Source organism: uncultured Lamprocystis sp., from assembly GCF_903933125.1.
In the GTDB taxonomy this organism is placed as follows: Bacteria; Pseudomonadota; Gammaproteobacteria; order Chromatiales; family Chromatiaceae; genus Thiodictyon.
On sequence record NZ_CAIZIZ010000098.1, the window covers coordinates 20,053 to 36,541 of the forward strand.

At 62.8% G+C, this 16,489-nt stretch carries 12 protein-coding genes; 10 read left to right on the forward strand and 2 right to left on the reverse strand.

Annotated elements, in window-relative coordinates; genetic code table 11:
• The first annotated feature begins 32 nt into the window (after positions 1-32).
• The 10 genes from QZY03_RS04380 (at position 33) to QZY03_RS04425 (ending at position 14,330) form a co-directional block, all read left to right on the forward strand.
• A complete protein-coding gene (locus QZY03_RS04380) occupies positions 33-686 on the forward strand; it encodes a CpsD/CapB family tyrosine-protein kinase (protein ID WP_295578549.1) in 654 nt (217 codons plus the stop codon).
• Positions 687-800: 114 nt separating this feature from the next.
• Entirely contained in the window at positions 801-1,568 is a 768-nt protein-coding gene (locus tag QZY03_RS04385) for a hypothetical protein (RefSeq protein WP_295578550.1), read from the forward strand.
• A 36-nt stretch (positions 1,569-1,604) separates the two neighbouring features.
• Positions 1,605-3,659: an FG-GAP-like repeat-containing protein gene (locus tag QZY03_RS04390; protein ID WP_295578551.1), complete on the forward strand. Its 2,055-nt coding sequence runs from the start codon at positions 1,605-1,607 to the stop codon at positions 3,657-3,659.
• A gap of 117 nt (positions 3,660-3,776) precedes the next feature.
• On the forward strand, positions 3,777-4,256 hold the full coding sequence (locus QZY03_RS04395) for a (2Fe-2S)-binding protein (RefSeq protein WP_295578552.1): 480 nt from the start codon (positions 3,777-3,779) through the stop codon (positions 4,254-4,256).
• A gap of 14 nt (positions 4,257-4,270) precedes the next feature.
• Complete coding sequence (locus QZY03_RS04400) at positions 4,271-6,487, forward strand: xanthine dehydrogenase family protein molybdopterin-binding subunit (protein ID WP_295578553.1); 2,217 nt, start codon at positions 4,271-4,273, stop codon at positions 6,485-6,487.
• A gap of 27 nt (positions 6,488-6,514) precedes the next feature.
• Positions 6,515-7,531 carry an XdhC family protein gene (locus QZY03_RS04405; RefSeq protein WP_295578554.1) on the forward strand — a complete coding sequence of 339 codons (1,017 nt, stop codon included), beginning with the start codon at positions 6,515-6,517 and terminating at the stop codon, positions 7,529-7,531.
• Positions 7,532-7,582: 51 nt separating this feature from the next.
• Complete coding sequence (locus QZY03_RS04410) at positions 7,583-8,203, forward strand: nucleotidyltransferase family protein (RefSeq protein WP_295578555.1); 621 nt, start codon at positions 7,583-7,585, stop codon at positions 8,201-8,203.
• A 328-nt stretch (positions 8,204-8,531) separates the two neighbouring features.
• The gene (locus QZY03_RS04415) at positions 8,532-9,686 is read left to right on the forward strand and encodes an iron-containing alcohol dehydrogenase (protein WP_295578556.1); all 1,155 of its coding nucleotides are present in this window, start codon (positions 8,532-8,534) and stop codon (positions 9,684-9,686) included.
• Between the two features lie 304 nt (positions 9,687-9,990).
• A complete protein-coding gene (locus QZY03_RS04420; protein ID WP_295578558.1) occupies positions 9,991-11,253 on the forward strand; it encodes an urea ABC transporter substrate-binding protein in 1,263 nt (420 codons plus the stop codon).
• Complete coding sequence (locus QZY03_RS04425) at positions 11,250-14,330, forward strand: EAL domain-containing protein (protein ID WP_295578559.1); 3,081 nt, start codon at positions 11,250-11,252, stop codon at positions 14,328-14,330. Before QZY03_RS04420 ends, QZY03_RS04425 begins: the two co-directional genes overlap by 4 nt.
• Positions 14,331-14,375: 45 nt before the next feature.
• Here the strand turns inward: QZY03_RS04425 and QZY03_RS04430 are convergent, their stop codons facing one another.
• Together QZY03_RS04430 and QZY03_RS04435 are read right to left on the reverse strand one after the other, a co-directional pair.
• Positions 14,376-15,086 (reverse strand): retron system putative HNH endonuclease, encoded by a 711-nt coding sequence (locus QZY03_RS04430; protein WP_295578560.1) that lies wholly within the window; start codon positions 15,084-15,086, stop codon positions 14,376-14,378.
• Positions 15,083-16,474 carry an AAA family ATPase gene (locus QZY03_RS04435; protein WP_295578561.1) on the reverse strand — a complete coding sequence of 464 codons (1,392 nt, stop codon included), beginning with the start codon at positions 16,472-16,474 and terminating at the stop codon, positions 15,083-15,085. The genes QZY03_RS04430 and QZY03_RS04435 overlap by 4 nt, the downstream gene beginning before the upstream one ends.
• Positions 16,475-16,489 lie beyond the last annotated feature (15 nt).

Below are 16,489 nucleotides of genomic sequence, written 5' to 3' on the forward strand. Positions count from 1 at the left end.
CGGAAAGACGGCACATCGGCTGATGATAATCTATGACACATATTGAACAGAAACAACGCCATGTGCTTGAGCAGATCGCGGAAGCGAAACGCATATTATGCGCTATCGAATTTGCTCTGCACCACCAGATTCCGGCCACGCTTCTCATCACCAGCGCGGCGCCCGGAGAGGGCAAGAGCGTATTCGCTTCGATACTCGCGACCACTGCTGCAAAAAGCGGTAAGTATCGCGTGGCCGCACTCGACCTGAATTGGTACAGGCCGGCGCTTCATCGGTTTTTCGATCTTGATCACCAGCATCTTTCAAAAACGATTCTTGACACTGACCTCGACCACCTCGTGTGTCACTGCGGGCAAGATTCGTTAGACATCTTGACCGCCCCGGCGGATTACGTGGAACAAGCGCCATCAACTGACCAGATCGTACCGGCCATCGCCCGGCTAATCAAGCAGGCCAACGACTCTTATGATCTGGTGATCATCGACAGCGCTGCTATTTTTCCAACGAACCGGCTGATGATCGACCCCGTGGTACTTTCGGGTATCACGGCGGGTGTCGTGATGGTGGTGTTATCAGCGGCAACACCCAAGCAGCAGGTGAGGAAGGCGCAAAAGATTATGGAAACCGCTGGAGCGAATATCCTGGGGGTGGTCAATAATCAGTGGAAAATTACGCGGAAGCGATGACTGAGACCAGCCGCCGCCGCGCGACCAGCGCTCACCAGAGCGCTGAGATTCATCGTCCGGCACAACCCAGGGCGTGCGTTCGCCGCGTCCCGCAACAGCACTCAGGACATCACCATGGACTTTTACCTGAAACGTTTTGGCATTGCCCTGCGCACTCACCAGCGCTGGGCCTTGTTGGTTCTGCTGGCATTGTCTTTGTACCTGATTGGCGCGGCACTGCGCGATGTGACCTACACTCTTTCGCGGGAAGTCCAGCCCTACACGGCAAACCTTCCGGTAGCCGCATCAACCAGCCCGGTCGACACCCTGACCATGGACGTGTTACTGGCGGATCCGGACCTGCTGTTTCTGGACGGCTTCGCAATGACGCAATTACAAAAGGAACTGCGGCTGCAGCCGACTTCGGACGCGTTGGCGGATGAGCACGCGCTTCGTCGGCTCGTGCATTCCAGCCTCTCTTTGTCGGCAATTGGTGATTCCAGTTTGCGTGTGAGCTACCGGGGCAACGATGCGACCCTCGGGCGCGTACTGGTCGAGTTCTACACGGAGCGACTCCTGAAACGGGTCGCTGATGGCGTCATGCGCACGCAGTCCCGACTCGCCCCGACGGCGCGGCCATTGCTGCCCGCCGGCACTATTCAGGTGATTACGGAGCATTCGCCGTGGGCCGCGAACCGTCTGCGCCCGACCATCGCCGTGCTGCTGATCTCTTCCTTGAGCGTGTTGATCCTGATCGGTCTTTTTGAGCTTAACGATCCCTCATTTAAATCGGAGCGGCACATCGCACGCTATCTCGCGCTCCCGGTCCTCGGTGCGATACCTGATGCCGGACCGCTGCTACGAACGCTGCCGGATTTGCCGGATTGCGGGTCAACTGACTGACGCGATGGTCGACGCCTAACCATGAAGGGTTCTCTGATGAAAAGCGGTATCGGATCTTACCTGTACGCGGGCCTGTCATGCGTTCTTGCCGTCATGGCCGCACCAGCCGTATCGGATCAGTATGTGTTGACTTGGGAGCCGGTTAATGATGCTCGCATCACCGGTTACACCATTTATCGCGGCGCCGAATCCCGTATCTACGATTACTCGGTGAGCGTCGGCAATCAAACGACGTTCACCTTCACCGACCTCGATCCCGCTACGGTTTATTACTTTGCCGTTAGGGCAAATAGCAGATCCGGCGCGGCTTCCGATTCTTCCAACGAAATCACATCCGGATATTTTCGATACGTCTTCGGGATGGGCGCCAGCCCCGAGCACAGCGGTCAACTGGAAGTCGTCAACCTGAGTCGGATATTCGAGCAGAACGTCCGCTCCGGCTGGTCAGCCTACAATGAACTTAGTGGCGAGGCGCGCGTCGCCACCGGCGACATCGATGGCGACGGGAGAGATGAGATCGTCATCGGTTTTGCTCCGGTCAACCAAACCGGCATACCGGGCGGCCGTTTCCAGATTCTCGATGACGATTTCTCTCACTTGCTCTGGGGTCAGGTCGACTGGTCGGACTACAATGCCGCGAGCGGCGAAACGCGTCCCGCTATCGGTGATATCGATGGCGATGGGAAAGATGAGATCATCATCGGGCTCGGGCAAGGTGGAGACGGGAAAATGGCGATCTTTCGTTTGACGGATCGCGCGCTCGCGCCAATCGGCTGGGCCGACATCAACTGGCCGGAATACGGCCAGGCGAATGGTGAAACCTGGCCTGCCCTGGGTGATATCGATGGTGACGGACGGGATGAACTGGTGATTGGTCTGGGCGGCGGCGGCTTCGGAACCTTTCTGGTCAAGAACGGCTTCGATGCGGCGCGCCTGACCGCAGGAGTCGATCCGTGGCTCGACGAGGTTCAGGGGAACCTGTCATGGGCCGAATACGCTAATCAAGTGGGAGAAACACGGCCTGCCCTTGGTGATCTCAGTGGCGATGGCAACCAGGAAATCGTCATCGGTCTTGGACCCGCCGGTGGCGGCACGATCGAGGTTTTTGATTATGTTCAGTCCGCGGTTGTCCACATGGCATCGGCGGGTGTGCACTGGCCCGATTACAACATCGCCAATGGTGAGACCCGCCCTGCGATCGGAGACATCGACGGTGATCAGCGCGGAGAGATTCTCGTTGGCCTGGGCGCCGGCGGCGGCGGCTATGTCGATCTGTTCGACGATGCGCAGACGCAATTTCTCAATCTCGACAGTTTACGGTTAGGCACTGCCGCCTATCAGGCTGAAAATGGCGGATTTTGGCCGGCCGTCAAACAAGAGCACGACGCCCCGCCCGAACCGCCTGTCACCTATCTACTCAGCGTGCTGAAGAACGGCACCGGCAGCGGGGTTGTTGCCGGCGGCGGTCGTTATCCGGTCGGCACCACCGTGACCCCGACCGCAACTGCCGGGGACGATTCAACCTTTAACGGCTGGACTCCGAGCAGTTGTGGCACGTCTTTCGCGCTCGGCACGGACACAACATGCACGGCCGCCTTTACGTTGCGCCCCAAACATACACTGACCGTCACCCGCAGCGGAAGCGGTGACGTGACCAGTACACCGCGTGGAATTAACTGCGGGAGTGATTGCACGGAAGCTTATGTCAGCGGCACCGTTGTCACCTTACTGCCTGTCCCGGCCGGCGCATATCGGTTTTCCGGCTGGAGCAATGCCTGCACCGGGACGGGAGCCTGTGTGATCGCGATGAGCGCTGCTAAGAGCGCCAGAGCGACCTTTACGGCGATGCCCAAATACACCTTGACTGTTAAACGCAGCGGCAGCGGTACGGTGACAAGTGCGCCGGCAGGGATCGCCTGCGGCAGCGACTGTAAGGAGGTTTATCTCAGCGGCACCGCGGTCGCACTGACCCCCACACCCACGACCGGGTACCTGTTTTCGCGCTGGAGCGGCGCCTGCACCGGGACGGGCCCCTGTACCGTGACCCTGTCGGGAAACAAGACGGCGACCGCCTACTTCATTCGGAAATAGGGCTGGCGACACACGCTCGCCCCCAGCGACGACACCGCCTGACTGACACCCGCCGGCTGTGCTAGGGTTATTCTCGCGTAGCCCCCCAACGCCGCGGATACCTGACCCGGAGGCCCCATGCTGACACTGCGAATCAATGGTACCGAGCACCAACTGGACCTGGACCCGGCGATGCCACTGTTGTGGGCGATCCGCGAGCATGTCGGTTTGACTGGAACCAAGTACGGGTGCGGCATGGCCCAGTGCGGAGCCTGTACCGTATTTCTTAACGGGGCGCCGGTGCGCTCCTGCTCCACCCCCGTGTCGGTCGCTGCCGGCGGGGAGGTCGTGACGATCGAAGGACTGGTCAAGGGGCTTGGCGTCGGCGCTCTCGGCAAGGTTGGTCAGGCGGTGCGCACCGCCTGGCTGGAGTTGGACGTGGTGCAGTGCGGATTCTGTCAATCCGGCCAGATCCTTGCCGCCACCGCCCTGCTCGCCGAAAACCCTGACCCGACCAACGCGCAGATCGACGCTGCCATGTCCGGCAACCTCTGCCGCTGCGCCACCTATGCCCGCATCCGCGACGCCATCCGGCGCGCCGCCGACGCCTTGGTGTAATGGGAGAAGCGACGATGAAAACCACCAACCACCAGATGGCAACCATCGCCCCCGACACCATCGAGAACGCGGGGCGCCGCACCTTCTTAGAAGCCGGGATCGCGGCCGGCGCCGGACTGCTGCTGGGACTGCGCATCGGCCCGGTCCCCGCGGCCGACACCGGCCATGCCGGGACGGCTCCGGCCGCGGCGGCGACCTTCGCACCCAACGCCTTCGTGCGCATCGGCACGGATGACACCGTGACCGTCATCGTCAAGCACCTGGAGATGGGCCAGGGCACCTTTACCGGACTGCCTACCCTGGTGGCCGAGGAACTGGATGCGGCCTGGGACCAGATCCGGGCGGAGGGCGCCCCGGCCGACGCGACGCGCTACAACAATCTCCTCTGGGGCAGCGCCCAGGGGACCGGCGGCAGTACCGCCCTCGCCAATTCGTTCGAGCAACTGCGCAAGGCCGGCGCCGCCGCCCGCCAGATGCTGGTCGCCGCGGCGGCGCAACGCTGGCAGGTCCCGGCCGCCGAGGTCCAGGTCAAGGACGGTGTGATCAGCCATCATGCCGGCCACAGTGCGCGCTTCGGCGAACTGGCTGAGGCGGCGGCCAGACTGACGGTTCCCACGGAAGTCCGGCTCAAGGACCCGGCTCAGTTCAAACTCATTGGCCAACCGGGGCTGCACCGCACGGACGGGCCGTCCAAAACGGACGGCAGCGCCCTGTTCACCCAGGATGTGCGCCTGCCCGGTCTGCTGACCGCGCTGGTGGTACACCCACCCCGCTTCGGTGCCCGGGTCAAGCGCATCCATGACACCGAGGCCCGCGCCATTCCGGGCGTCGAGCGGATCGCCGAAATCCCGAGCGGGGTGGCGATCATCGCCCGTGACTTCTGGACAGCCCGACGCGCCCAAGACACCCTGCGGGTGGATTGGGACGAAACCGACGCCATGACCGAGGGCACCGCCGAGATCCTGGCACGCTATCGGGAACTGGCCAAGTCGCCCGGCGCCATCGCCCGCCAGGACGGAGACGTGGACGCCGCGCTCGCCGGTGCCGCCCAGGTCATCGAGGCCGAGTACAGCGTTCCCTATCTGGCCCATGCCGCCATGGAGCCGATGAACTGCGTCATCGAGCCCACGGATCACGGCATCCGGGTCTGGAACGGCGAACAGTTCCAGACCGGCGATCAGGCGGCCCTGGCCAAGGTCTTCGAACTCGCTCCCGAGCAGATCGAGATCCGCATGTTGTTCGCCGGCGGATCATTCGGTCGGCGCGCCAACCCGGCGTCGGACTATCTGATCGAAGCGGCGCACTGTTACCTGGCCCTGCGCGCCCGGCTGCCGGTTAAACTCCAGTGGACCCGCGAAGACGACATGCGGGCCGGCTGGTACCGGCCGCTGTATCTGCATCGCATCCGCGCGGGGATCGACAGCAAGGGCCGACCGGTCGCCTGGGACCAGCGCATCGTGGGTCAGTCCATCATCGCCGGGTCGGCTTTCGAGCCCATGCTGATCACGGACGGGGTGGACCAGACCTCCGTGGAGGGCGCCGCCAACCTCCCCTACGCCGTTCCACACTTCCGGCTGGACCTGCACTCGCCGCAGCTGCCGGTCCCGGTCCAGTGGTGGCGCTCAGTCGGGTCCACCCATACCGCCTTTGCCGGGGAGTGCATGATCGACGAACTGGCCGTGGCGGCCGGCCAGGACCCGGTCGCCTATCGCCTGCGCCTGCTGAAGAACCACCCACGTCACCTGGGCGTGCTGAAACTTGCGGCGGAGAAGGCCGGCTGGGGCCAGTCCCTGCCCAAGGGCCGCGGACGCGGGGTGGCGGTCCATGAATCCTTCGGGACCACGGTCGCGCAGGTGGCCGAGGTCACGGTGCGCAAGGGCGGCCAATTCCGAGTGGACCGGGTGGTGATCGCGGTGGACTGCGGCCTCGCCGTCAACCCGGACGTGATCCGCGCCCAAATGGAAGGCGGCATGGGCTTCGGGCTCTCCGCGGCCCTGCTCGGCGAAATCCGCATCGAGCAGGGATCCGTGATCCAGTCGAACTTCCACGACTATCAGATCCTGCGCATCGACCGGATGCCGGAGGTCGAGGTGCACATCGTCCCCTCGGCGCAGCCGCCCACCGGGGTCGGCGAACCAGCGACACCCGTCATCGCCCCGGCGGTAGCCAATGCACTCTTCGCGGTCACCGGACAGCGACTGCGCAGCCTGCCGCTGCGCTTGTCCCCGTAGGGTTCGCTCCGCGGACCGACGCCCGCCATGACCGCCGAACCCGATGATCTCTTTGAGAATATCGCCACCTGGCACGCTCAAGGGAAACGCGTCGCCCTGGCGACCCTGGTGCGCGGCGGGTCCTCATTACGCCCTATCGGCAGCCAACTGGCAGTGGCGGATGACGGCACCTTTCGCGGCTCGATCTCCGGCGGCTGTATCGAGAGCGCGGTCATCGCGCAGGCACTGGCGTCGATCGCCGACGGTCAACCGCGCCTGCGTGACTTCGTCATCGGCGACCCGGACGCCGCGACGGCCGGGCTCGCCTGCGGCGGACGCGTTCAGGTCTTCATCGTGCGGATCGACCCGACCGGCGCGTTCGAACACCTGCTCACCGCGCACCGGGCGCGGCGTCCCGCGGCACTGGTCACACGCCTGGCCGACGGCGCCATGGTGATGGTCGACGATGACACCCTGGATGGCGACCTGCCGCTGACTCCGCCGCTGCTCGACCGGGTTCATGCGCACATCGCGGCGGAACGCAGCGGCCTGCTGGAAACCGACCCGGCGCTGCTCGTGCAGGTCGCTGCACCCATGCCGCGCCTGCTCCTCATCGGCGCCGTGCACATCGCCCAGATACTCGCACCCATGGCCCGACTCGCTGGCTTCGCGGTGATCGTGATCGACCCGCGCCCGGCCTTTGCCGACCCGGCACGCTTCCCTGGGATCGCGCTCATCACCGACGCGCCGGAGGCCGCCCTGCTGCGCCTGGCGCCAGACCCACGCACGGCGGTCGTCGTCCTGGCGCACGATCCGCGACTGGATGACCCCGCACTCACGGCGGCGCTCGCCAGCCCCGCTTTCTATATTGGCGCACTCGGCAGCCGCCGCACCCAGGACCAGCGGCTGGAACGCCTGCGCAGGGCCGGACTGGCGACACAGACATCGCGCATCCACGGGCCGGTCGGACTCGACTTGGGCGGCCGCGCACCGGCCGAGATTGCGGTGGCCATTCTGGCTGAGATCATCCAAACCCGTTATCCGGGCAACAGCGGTCGACGCTGATCGCTCTTTCCAGGCTGAGCACAGATCAACGGGGCGACATCGGCGACACCAATGAACCTCGATCAGGGGCACCGGATCGCGGCACTGGTCCTCGCCGCCGGGGCTTCCACGCGGATGGGTGGACAGCACAAGCTGCTGCGCCTGATCGATGGGGTGCCGATGGTGCGACATGCCGTGGCGGCGGCCCTGGGCGCGCGCTGCGCCCAGGTGCTGGTGGTGACCGGCGGCGCGGCCGCGGCGATTGAGGCCGCGCTGGTCGGCGAACCGGTGTCGATCGTGCGCAACACCGAGTATGCGAACGGTCTGTCGACCTCCTTGCACTGTGGTCTGACCGCGCTGCCGCCGGACACCGCGGCGGTCGTCATCCTGCTCGCGGACATGCCGCGGGTCAGATCCGCACACATCGACCGGATCATCGCCGCCTTCAACCCCGCTCACCCCGCGATCATCGTCCCGACCCACGGCGGCCGTCGCGGTCATCCGGTGCTGTGGCCGCGCTGTCACTTCGCGGCGCTGCAACGGGTCGTCGGCGACACCGGCGGGCGAACGCTGCTCGACGCGCTGCGCGGCGACCTGATCACGGTCGCCTTCGACACCGATGCGGTGCTGACTGACATTGATACCCCGGACGATCTGGCGGAACTGAGTTCTCAAAGGAAGCAGGTATACTGAACAGAACAGTTCGCTTCCAGTCGCCAGCCTCCGCGGCTCAGCATGACCGCGAAAGTCACGCACCGGCCCCGTGAGAGCGGCCTCCGGCCGCGATGAGGCCTTGCGCGATCCTGGCCATCGGCGTTTCACCCCGGCACCGTGTCGCGGCCGGAGGCCGCTCCCACGGGAGCCGGTCATGGTGCAAGCCACGGCATGCCCGTTGCGGTGACACGCGAAACCACGGCCCCGCTCTTTATGGATCTGGAACTTCCGGCGGGTGCGCGCTTCGCGCAGCCCTTCCACTGGAGCACAATTCTTTCATCTGCTTTTTCATCTTCACGGAGCTTCAATGCAGAATTTCACGTTCCACAACCCCACGCGCATCCTCTTCGGCACCGGGCAAATCGCCGCGATGAATCAGGAGATTCCCACAGGTGCGCGGGTGCTCATCACCTACGGCGGGGGTAGTGTCGTGAAATCCGGCACCTTGGCCGAGGTCAGGGTGGCGCTCACCGACTTCACCCTCCTGGAATTCGGCGGCATCGAGCCCAACCCCACCTATGAAACCCTGATGCAGGCCGTCGCGCTCGCCCGCCGGGAACAGGTCAACTTCCTGCTCGCCGTCGGCGGGGGCTCGGTGATCGACGGGACCAAGTTCATCGCCGCGGCGATTCCCTTCGACGGGGAGCCTTGGGACATGCTCGCCAAGCAGGTGCCCATCACCGCCGCCGTTCCCTTCGGCACCGTGCTGACACTGCCGGCAACCGGCTCGGAGATGAACAGCTTCTCGGTCATCACCCGCGCCGCCACCCAGGACAAACTGGGTTTCGGAAATCCGCTGGTCTTCCCGCGGTTCTCGGTGCTGGATCCGACCAAGACCTACACGCTCCCGCCGCGTCAGGTCGCCAACGGTGTCATCGATGCCTTCGTCCACATCACCGAGCAGTACTTAACCTATCCGGTCGACGCCAAGGTGCAGGATCGGTTCGCCGAAGGCTTGCTGCTCACGCTCATCGAGGACGGGCCCAAGGCCTTGGCAGAGTCCGACAATGACGCGGTACGCGCCAATCTCATGTGGACCGCGACCTTGGCCCTGAATGGACTGATCGGCGCCGGCGTCCCGCAGGACTGGGCCACCCACATGCTCGGTCACGAAATCACCGCGCTGCACGGCCTCGACCATGCGCAAACACTGGCCATCGTCTTGCCGGCCATGTTGCAGGTCAGGCGCCGCGACAAGCGCGAGAAGCTCCTGCAGTATGCTGCACGCATCTGGAACCTCCAAGACGGGGATGCGGACGAGCGCATCGATGCCGCGATCAGCCGGACCCGTGACTTCTTTGAATCACTGCGGGTCCCGACACGGCTGCGCGGTTACGGCATCGGTGGGGAGGCGATCCCGCCGCTGCTGCGGGCGCTTGAACGCCACGGTATGACGGCGCTCGGTGAGCGGCAGAACGTCGATCTGGAGCAATCACGACAGGTCCTGGAGTTGGCCTGCTAGGACCGTAAACAAAACGCATTGCATGAACGGACAGAGTGGCTGAGTTCCCAACACCGGGGAGGCTTTGGGATCAAACCCGCAAATTTTGAACGCCGACTACACGCGGGAATAAAAGGGTATTATTGTTAATCTGACGATTGCGTGTCCACGCGGGCATAGTGCCAGGGCGCTCAATCATCGGGCGCCTTTGCCTTCATGTGGCAACACCGCCACCAGCGTGGTGCCGTCGACCGCGCGAGGTACGGATTCGCAGAGACGCGATCGGCGACACAACGGATTTTGATCCAAGATTGGCGGTGTCCTCATGACCTCCTCCCCCGTCCGCCTGGCACTATTACTGGCGACCTTTGTCGTCCTGTCGGTTGGCTTGTTCAACCTGCGCCCGACGACGCTGGAACCGATCCGCATCGGGGCGGTCCATGCCTTGTCTGGCGTCATGGCCGAGAGCGAACGCGGACTGGTCGATGCGGTGCGGCTCGCCGTGGATGAGATCAACCGGGACGGCGGACTGCTGGGGCGGCGCGTGGAATTGATCGTTGCCGACAGCCAGTCGGATTGGACGGTGGCGGCGAACCAAGTCGAGCGGCTGATCCTGAACGACGGTGTGAGCGCCCTATTCGCCTGCTGGACCTCGGCCTGCCGCCAGGCTGTCAAGCCAGTGGTTGAGAAACACCATCACCTGCTGTTTTACCCGCTGCAGTACGAGGGTCTGGAACAGTCGCCCAACATTGTTTACATGGGTTCGGCGCCCAACCAGCAGATCATCCCGGGCGCCCGCTGGGCGCTGGACCACTTCGGGCACCGGATTTATCTGGTGGGTTCCGATTACGTCTTCCCGCGGACCGCCAACCAACTGATTCGCGATCTGGTCATTGCCGCGGATGGCGACATCGTCGCCGAACGCTATCTGCCGTTGGATGCCACCGCGTTTGCCGACATCGCCGCGGACATCCGCCATCAGGCGCCGGACGCGGTGCTCAACACCCTGAACGGGGCTGCCAACCGGCATTTTTTCGCTGCCTTGGCAACCGCGGAGGTCAACGCGGTGCCGGTGGTTTCGTTCAGCATGGCCGAGCCGGAACTCCAATCGATACGGACCGCGCATGTCCACGCCGCGCATTACGCGGTCTGGGGCTATTTCCAGAGCCTGCCGCACGCGGCCAACCGGCGCTTCGTTGCCGATTTCAGGCAGCGCTTCGGACCCGAACGCGTCATCAGCGATCCGGTCGTGACCAGTTATGATGCCGTCAGACTCTGGGCCGCCGCGGTCCGCGCGGCCGGCACGCCCGATCCGGCACAGATCAATCGCTCCATCGGACGCATGAGTGTGGATGGCCCGTCCGGAATCGTCGCGGTCGACGCCGCCACCCGTCACCTCTGGCGGCGGGTTTATGTGGGAAAGGCCCGGGACGACGGGCAGTTCGATGTCACCGAGATCTCCGAGGCACCCGTCCGCCCGGTGCCCTTCCCACCCTACCGCAGCCGTGACGAATGGCTGGAACTGGTTCAGACACTCCTGGCTGCTGCGGATCTGCCCCATCCCAAGGACGTCGGGGGGGTGTGGTGAAACCGCTCAGCCTGCGGCTTCGTCTTGCCCTTGGCTTTCTGATCGTCGCCCTGCTCCCGCTGGCTGGTTTAGCCTGGTTTTACCTGTATATCTTCGAGCAATCGCTCACCGCGGTGGCCTTGCAGAACATCGCGTCGATTGCCGACAAAAAATCCGATCAGATCAACAGTTACATCAGCGAACGCCTGGCCGATGCGCGCTCATTCGCCGGCCAGGATCGGGTGCGCGCGGCCTTGCCGGCGCTCGCCGCGGACTTTCGCCGCGGCGGCCTCACCGCGACCCGTGACACGGCGGCGCGCTACCGCGTGCCATTCGCGACACTGCGCGAACAAGGCGAATACCATGATGTGTTGCTGATCGACGACCAGGGCAACGTCGTCTTCTCGCTGCGCGCCGAAGCCGACCTGGGTACCAACCTGCTGGATGGTCCTTATCGCGAGAGCGGGCTGGCCGCCGGCTTCCGCCAGGCCATGACCTTTCTGCACATCGATCTGAGCCGATTCGCACCCTACGCGCCGTCCAAGAATGCGATTGCCGCCTTCATCGTCGCACCGCTGCTGGACCATGGCCGACCGATTGGCGCCTTGGCGCTCCAGGTCAATCTGGCCACCCTGATGCCGGTGGTGGCGGATCGCACGGGTCTCGGCCGCACCGGCGAGACGGTCCTGGCGGTGCAAGATGGGCACGGTGTCCGCTACACCATCCCGCTGGCGCGGATGCCAGGTGCGCCGTTCACCAACGTGATCCCGCTCGCGCAGGCCGCCGAACCGATGCGCCGGGCACTGACCGGAAATCAAGGTCGGGGGTTGGTGCACGACTATGCCGGTCGCGAGGTCGCCGCCAGTTGGCACTATTTGCCGGCCCTGGGCTGGGGGATGGTGGTCAAAATCGACACCGACGAAGTGCTTTCGCCCTTGCACGCCACCCAACGGACGACCGTGCTGGCATTCGCGTTCTTCGTGCTGCTGTCGGCCGGCGCCGCCCATAGTCTCGGGCGTCGCTTCATGCGCACCGAGACCGCACTCGGCCGGTCGCTTGAGCAGTTGCACGATGCGCAACGCATCGCGCGGCTCGGCAGTTGGCGGCTCAACCTCAAGACCCGCCGACTGGATTGGTCAGACGAAGTCTTCCGTATCTTCGAACTGGACCCGACCCGCTTCGGCGCCAATTACCAGAGCTTTCTCGATGCCGTCCATCCGGATGACCGGGAACGCGTCGACCAGGCGTACCAAGCCTCGCTCACCAGCCGGAAACCTTATGCGATCTCCCATCGCCTGCTGTTTGCCGATGGTCGGATCAAGCATGTCCATGAGCACGGCGAGACCCTCTATGCTCCGGACGGCACCCCACGGGTCTCGCGCGGCACCGTACAGGACATCTCCGAACTGCGCCGCGCCGAGGACGCCTTACAACTCTATGCCAACATTTTCGAGCATAGCGGCGAGGCCATTCTGGTCACCGACCACGACAACCGCATCATTGCCATCAATCCGGCCTTCTCCCGGCAGACCGGCTATCGCCTGGAAGATGTCGCCGGAAAAAATCCCAGTCTGCTCTCGTCCGGCCGCACCCCGCCCGACACCTACCGGAACATGTGGACCGCACTCGCCGAGAGCGGCTATTGGCAGGGTGAACTCTGGGATCGCGACCGTCACGATGAAATCTATCCAAAATGGGCGGCCATCTCGGCCATCCGCGACGAGCACGGCGCCGTCACCCACTATATCGCCAGTTTCACCGACATCAGCGAGCGCAAGGCCGCCGAGGCACGGATCGAGCACCTCGCGCATCACGACAGCCTCACGGGTCTGTTCAATCGCTACAACCTGGAAATCCGCCTGTCGCAGGCGCTGCTCTCGGCCCACCGTGAAGGCAGCGTGCTGGCGGTCTTGTTCATCGACCTCGACCGCTTCAAAGTGATCAACGACACGCTGGGCCACCAGATCGGCGATCTGCTGCTGGTCGAGGTGGCCCGCCGCCTGAAACTCTGTGTGCGGGAGAGTGACATCGTCGCCCGCCAGGGCGGTGACGAGTTCGTCGTCGTGCTGACCGGCCTGGAGAGCCCGGAAGGCGCCTCACCGCTGGCCGCCAGGATCCTTCACGATCTCAACGCGCCCTATCACATCAACGGCGACCGGCTTTACACCAGTCCGAGCATCGGGATCAGCATCTATCCGGACGACGGCATAGACGCCGGTATCCTGATGAAAAACGCCGACACCGCGATGTATCACGCCAAGGAACAGGGGCGTAACAACCTGCAATACTTCACCGCGGCACTCAACGCGGCGGCCGGTGAGCGCCTGTTGCTGGAGCGCGAATTGCGGATCGCCATCGAGGAGAAACAATTCGAACTGCACTATCAGCCGCAGATCGCGGCCCAGTCCGACCGATGCGCCCGACCCTGCGCCATGGAGGCGCTGATCCGCTGGCGGCATCCGCGGTGCGGCCTGGTCGGGCCAGCCACATTCATCCCCATCGCTGAAGAAACCGGATTGATCCAAACCATCGGGGACTGGGTACTGGACGAAGCCTGCCGCCGTTTCGCGCAGTGGAAAGCGGCCGATATCGGCCCTAAACGGGTCGCGGTGAATCTGTCGGCCCAGCAGTTGAGCGACCCCGCTCTGGTCACCAAGGTCGCTGCCGTGCTGCAACGCTATGGCCTGCGGGACAATGAACTGGAACTTGAGATCACCGAATCGGTGGCAATGAGCGATCCGGTCAGCGCCGGCAAGACGCTGCACGCCCTGCGCAACCTCGGCGTGACGCTGGCGATCGACGATTTCGGCACCGGTTACTCGTCGCTGGCCTATCTGAAGCGCCTGCCGATCCAGGTGCTGAAACTCGACCGTGAGTTCGTCCGCGACATCGAAAGCGACGAGAACGACGCCGCGATCAGCGCCGCCACCCTCGCCCTGGCCCATAGTCTGGGTCTGATCGTGGTCGCCGAGGGCATCGAGACGGAAGGTCAGAGCCGGTTCCTGAAGGCGCATGGCTGTGACCTCTTGCAGGGGTATCTCTACGGCAGGCCAGCGTCGGCCGAAGCCTGGACCGAGTGCTGGACCGCAGATCGGTAAGCGCGCGAAAAATCCGATGGATGGTCTCCCGGACCAGAGTGTTTTTCACAGCAATTCGGGCGCTCCGTCTTTGAGAACTTGTTCGGCGACAGGACCGAAGAACTGGCGGGTCATGGAAAAGAATTGACTCAGGCGTCCATTGGTCGGCAACAGGTCCACCGCCGCCAGATGATAGACACTTTGATCGTCGTCCAGGTGCTGCTGCAACAAGCGGTCGAGTTCATCCCACCAGCGTCTGCGGCGATTGACGAGAAAAGGGCTATTCAAATTCAGCAGATCACGAGTGTATCGCGCTTTGTCTTGGTCAGCCGGATCGAGCCCGTTAGCCGGCTCAACCCGTCCATCCGAGAAATAGGCGAAAAATCGTGAGCAATCAGGGTCCAGACAGGACAAGAACAACTGGCCGTCGTAATCGCTACCTTTGGCGTGCCCACCAAAGACCTCTTCAGTACGCAATGCCTGAAGGTCAACATTAGACAAGGCGCTGACAACAAGATTGGCGTATAAAAATGTGTCGGCAGGAAATTGGCACTTGGGCCTTACATGCTCGATGTGATAATCCATTCCCTCTCGATCGGAACGAATCTCGGAATAGGCACATAGCATATACTGTTCGGACAAGAGCCAGTTTTTGAGCTTGGGTTTGTGTCCGAAGCTCGACCAGCGGGTCTCGGCGTCATGTGGTGTTACTGGCGGTTTTTCGTTTGCCTTATTAAGATCGTAGGTTCCCTGACCCAGCTTCTTAATCGGCTTCATCGCTTGAGTGCCTCTTGACGCTTGATACTCCGCTCGATGCGTTGGAGCTGTGGATGATCCCGGCGCAGTTGATCCTGCAAGCGATGAAGCAACCTGTGCGCCTCGACTGTTGCGTATTGACCTTGATCCACCAGTTCCACCAGGCGCTGGAGGTCCGGTCGCTCCTTGATCGGCGGCTGGGGATCGACCATCATGATGCTTTCCAGTACGTCACTGCTGATTTCACCATACGAGGCTGCAAGTGGAATGCTTGCAACATAGTCTCCCTTCCTGTTTTTCCCCAAGGTGCGAATGCGCTCTTTATGGATCGATGTCAGGACCTGTGGGCTGTGGGTGGTGACAATAAACTGAATTTTCGGAAACGCCTCCTGGAAGTTGCCAACAACCACTTGCTGCCATTGCGGATGGAGATGCATATCGATCTCGTCGATCAGCACAATGCCTTCAGTCTTAAGCGGCGCATCGGCAACCAGATGGGGGTTCAGGCGAACGCAGCGATAAGCGATATCGCCGGCCATAGCGATCAGGTTACGCTGGCCGTCGCTGAGCTGATCGACCTTCAGCTCGCCCAGCTCCGGATGCGACATGACCAGTGTCTGATTCGTTGGGCTGTACCGCAACCCCGTCCAACCAGATCTTGCCATGATACTATCAACCGAGCCGGAAACAGCCGTGAGGATCTCGCTGTATGGAGTGCTGGCTTCAAACAAACCCTGAAAATTCAGGCGCTCCAGGGTCTTCGTCTTTTGCTCGAAGTCGGCGGCATAATTCGAGAAGAACCAGTCCAAGAACGGACCATAATCGGACGCGGAGTCCAGACACCCTAGATAAGCGTAGGTGCGGGAGAAAATAGAGCTCTTAGACTCGCGGTTGAGCGTCAGTTTGCGCCGCTTCCAAAGTCGACCAGTGCCGTAATACGCAAGAATTGGAAGTCTCAACTCCTTGCTATCCTCACTGTCGCTTTCGTCATTCAGTCTGATTCTAGACTGATAGGCGGACCCTATCTCGATCAAGGGCCTAGCGTCTCTAATTGTCGTCTTCGAGCCTGCACTGACTTTCTCGCGGGAACGGGACCAAGCAACTTCGCTGCCATCAATGATGGCGCTAGCGGATATCACTGAAGGTAGCCTTGGCTCCATACTCCGACGAGGTGCATCCCCCGTCGGAGAGGTCATTACATCATTGATGTCAATGCCGGAACCCGTCATCGTGCCGGTTACAACATCGAAAGCACTCACATAGGGCCACAAGGCGATGCGAATCGCATCGAGAACAGCAGTCTTGCCCTGACCGTTGGGCGCCACAAGCACGGTCAGTTGTTCATCCAGTGTAACCGTGAGGTCATCGAAACACCGGAAATTCTGTAACCTTATCCGGGCCAGCTTCATAGGGGCTGCTCTTGA

Coding starts and splice junctions, on each gene's coding strand:
- QZY03_RS04380 (WP_295578549.1), top strand. CDS start 33: ATGACACATATTGAACAGAAACAACGCCATGTGCTTGAGCAGATCGCG.
- QZY03_RS04385 (WP_295578550.1), top strand. CDS start 801: ATGGACTTTTACCTGAAACGTTTTGGCATTGCCCTGCGCACTCACCAG.
- QZY03_RS04390 (WP_295578551.1), top strand. CDS start 1,605: ATGAAAAGCGGTATCGGATCTTACCTGTACGCGGGCCTGTCATGCGTT.
- QZY03_RS04395 (WP_295578552.1), top strand. CDS start 3,777: ATGCTGACACTGCGAATCAATGGTACCGAGCACCAACTGGACCTGGAC.
- QZY03_RS04400 (WP_295578553.1), top strand. CDS start 4,271: ATGAAAACCACCAACCACCAGATGGCAACCATCGCCCCCGACACCATC.
- QZY03_RS04405 (WP_295578554.1), top strand. CDS start 6,515: ATGACCGCCGAACCCGATGATCTCTTTGAGAATATCGCCACCTGGCAC.
- QZY03_RS04410 (WP_295578555.1), top strand. CDS start 7,583: ATGAACCTCGATCAGGGGCACCGGATCGCGGCACTGGTCCTCGCCGCC.
- QZY03_RS04415 (WP_295578556.1), top strand. CDS start 8,532: ATGCAGAATTTCACGTTCCACAACCCCACGCGCATCCTCTTCGGCACC.
- QZY03_RS04420 (WP_295578558.1), top strand. CDS start 9,991: ATGACCTCCTCCCCCGTCCGCCTGGCACTATTACTGGCGACCTTTGTC.
- QZY03_RS04430 (WP_295578560.1), bottom strand. CDS start 15,086: ATGAAGCCGATTAAGAAGCTGGGTCAGGGAACCTACGATCTTAATAAG.
- QZY03_RS04435 (WP_295578561.1), bottom strand. CDS start 16,474: ATGAAGCTGGCCCGGATAAGGTTACAGAATTTCCGGTGTTTCGATGAC.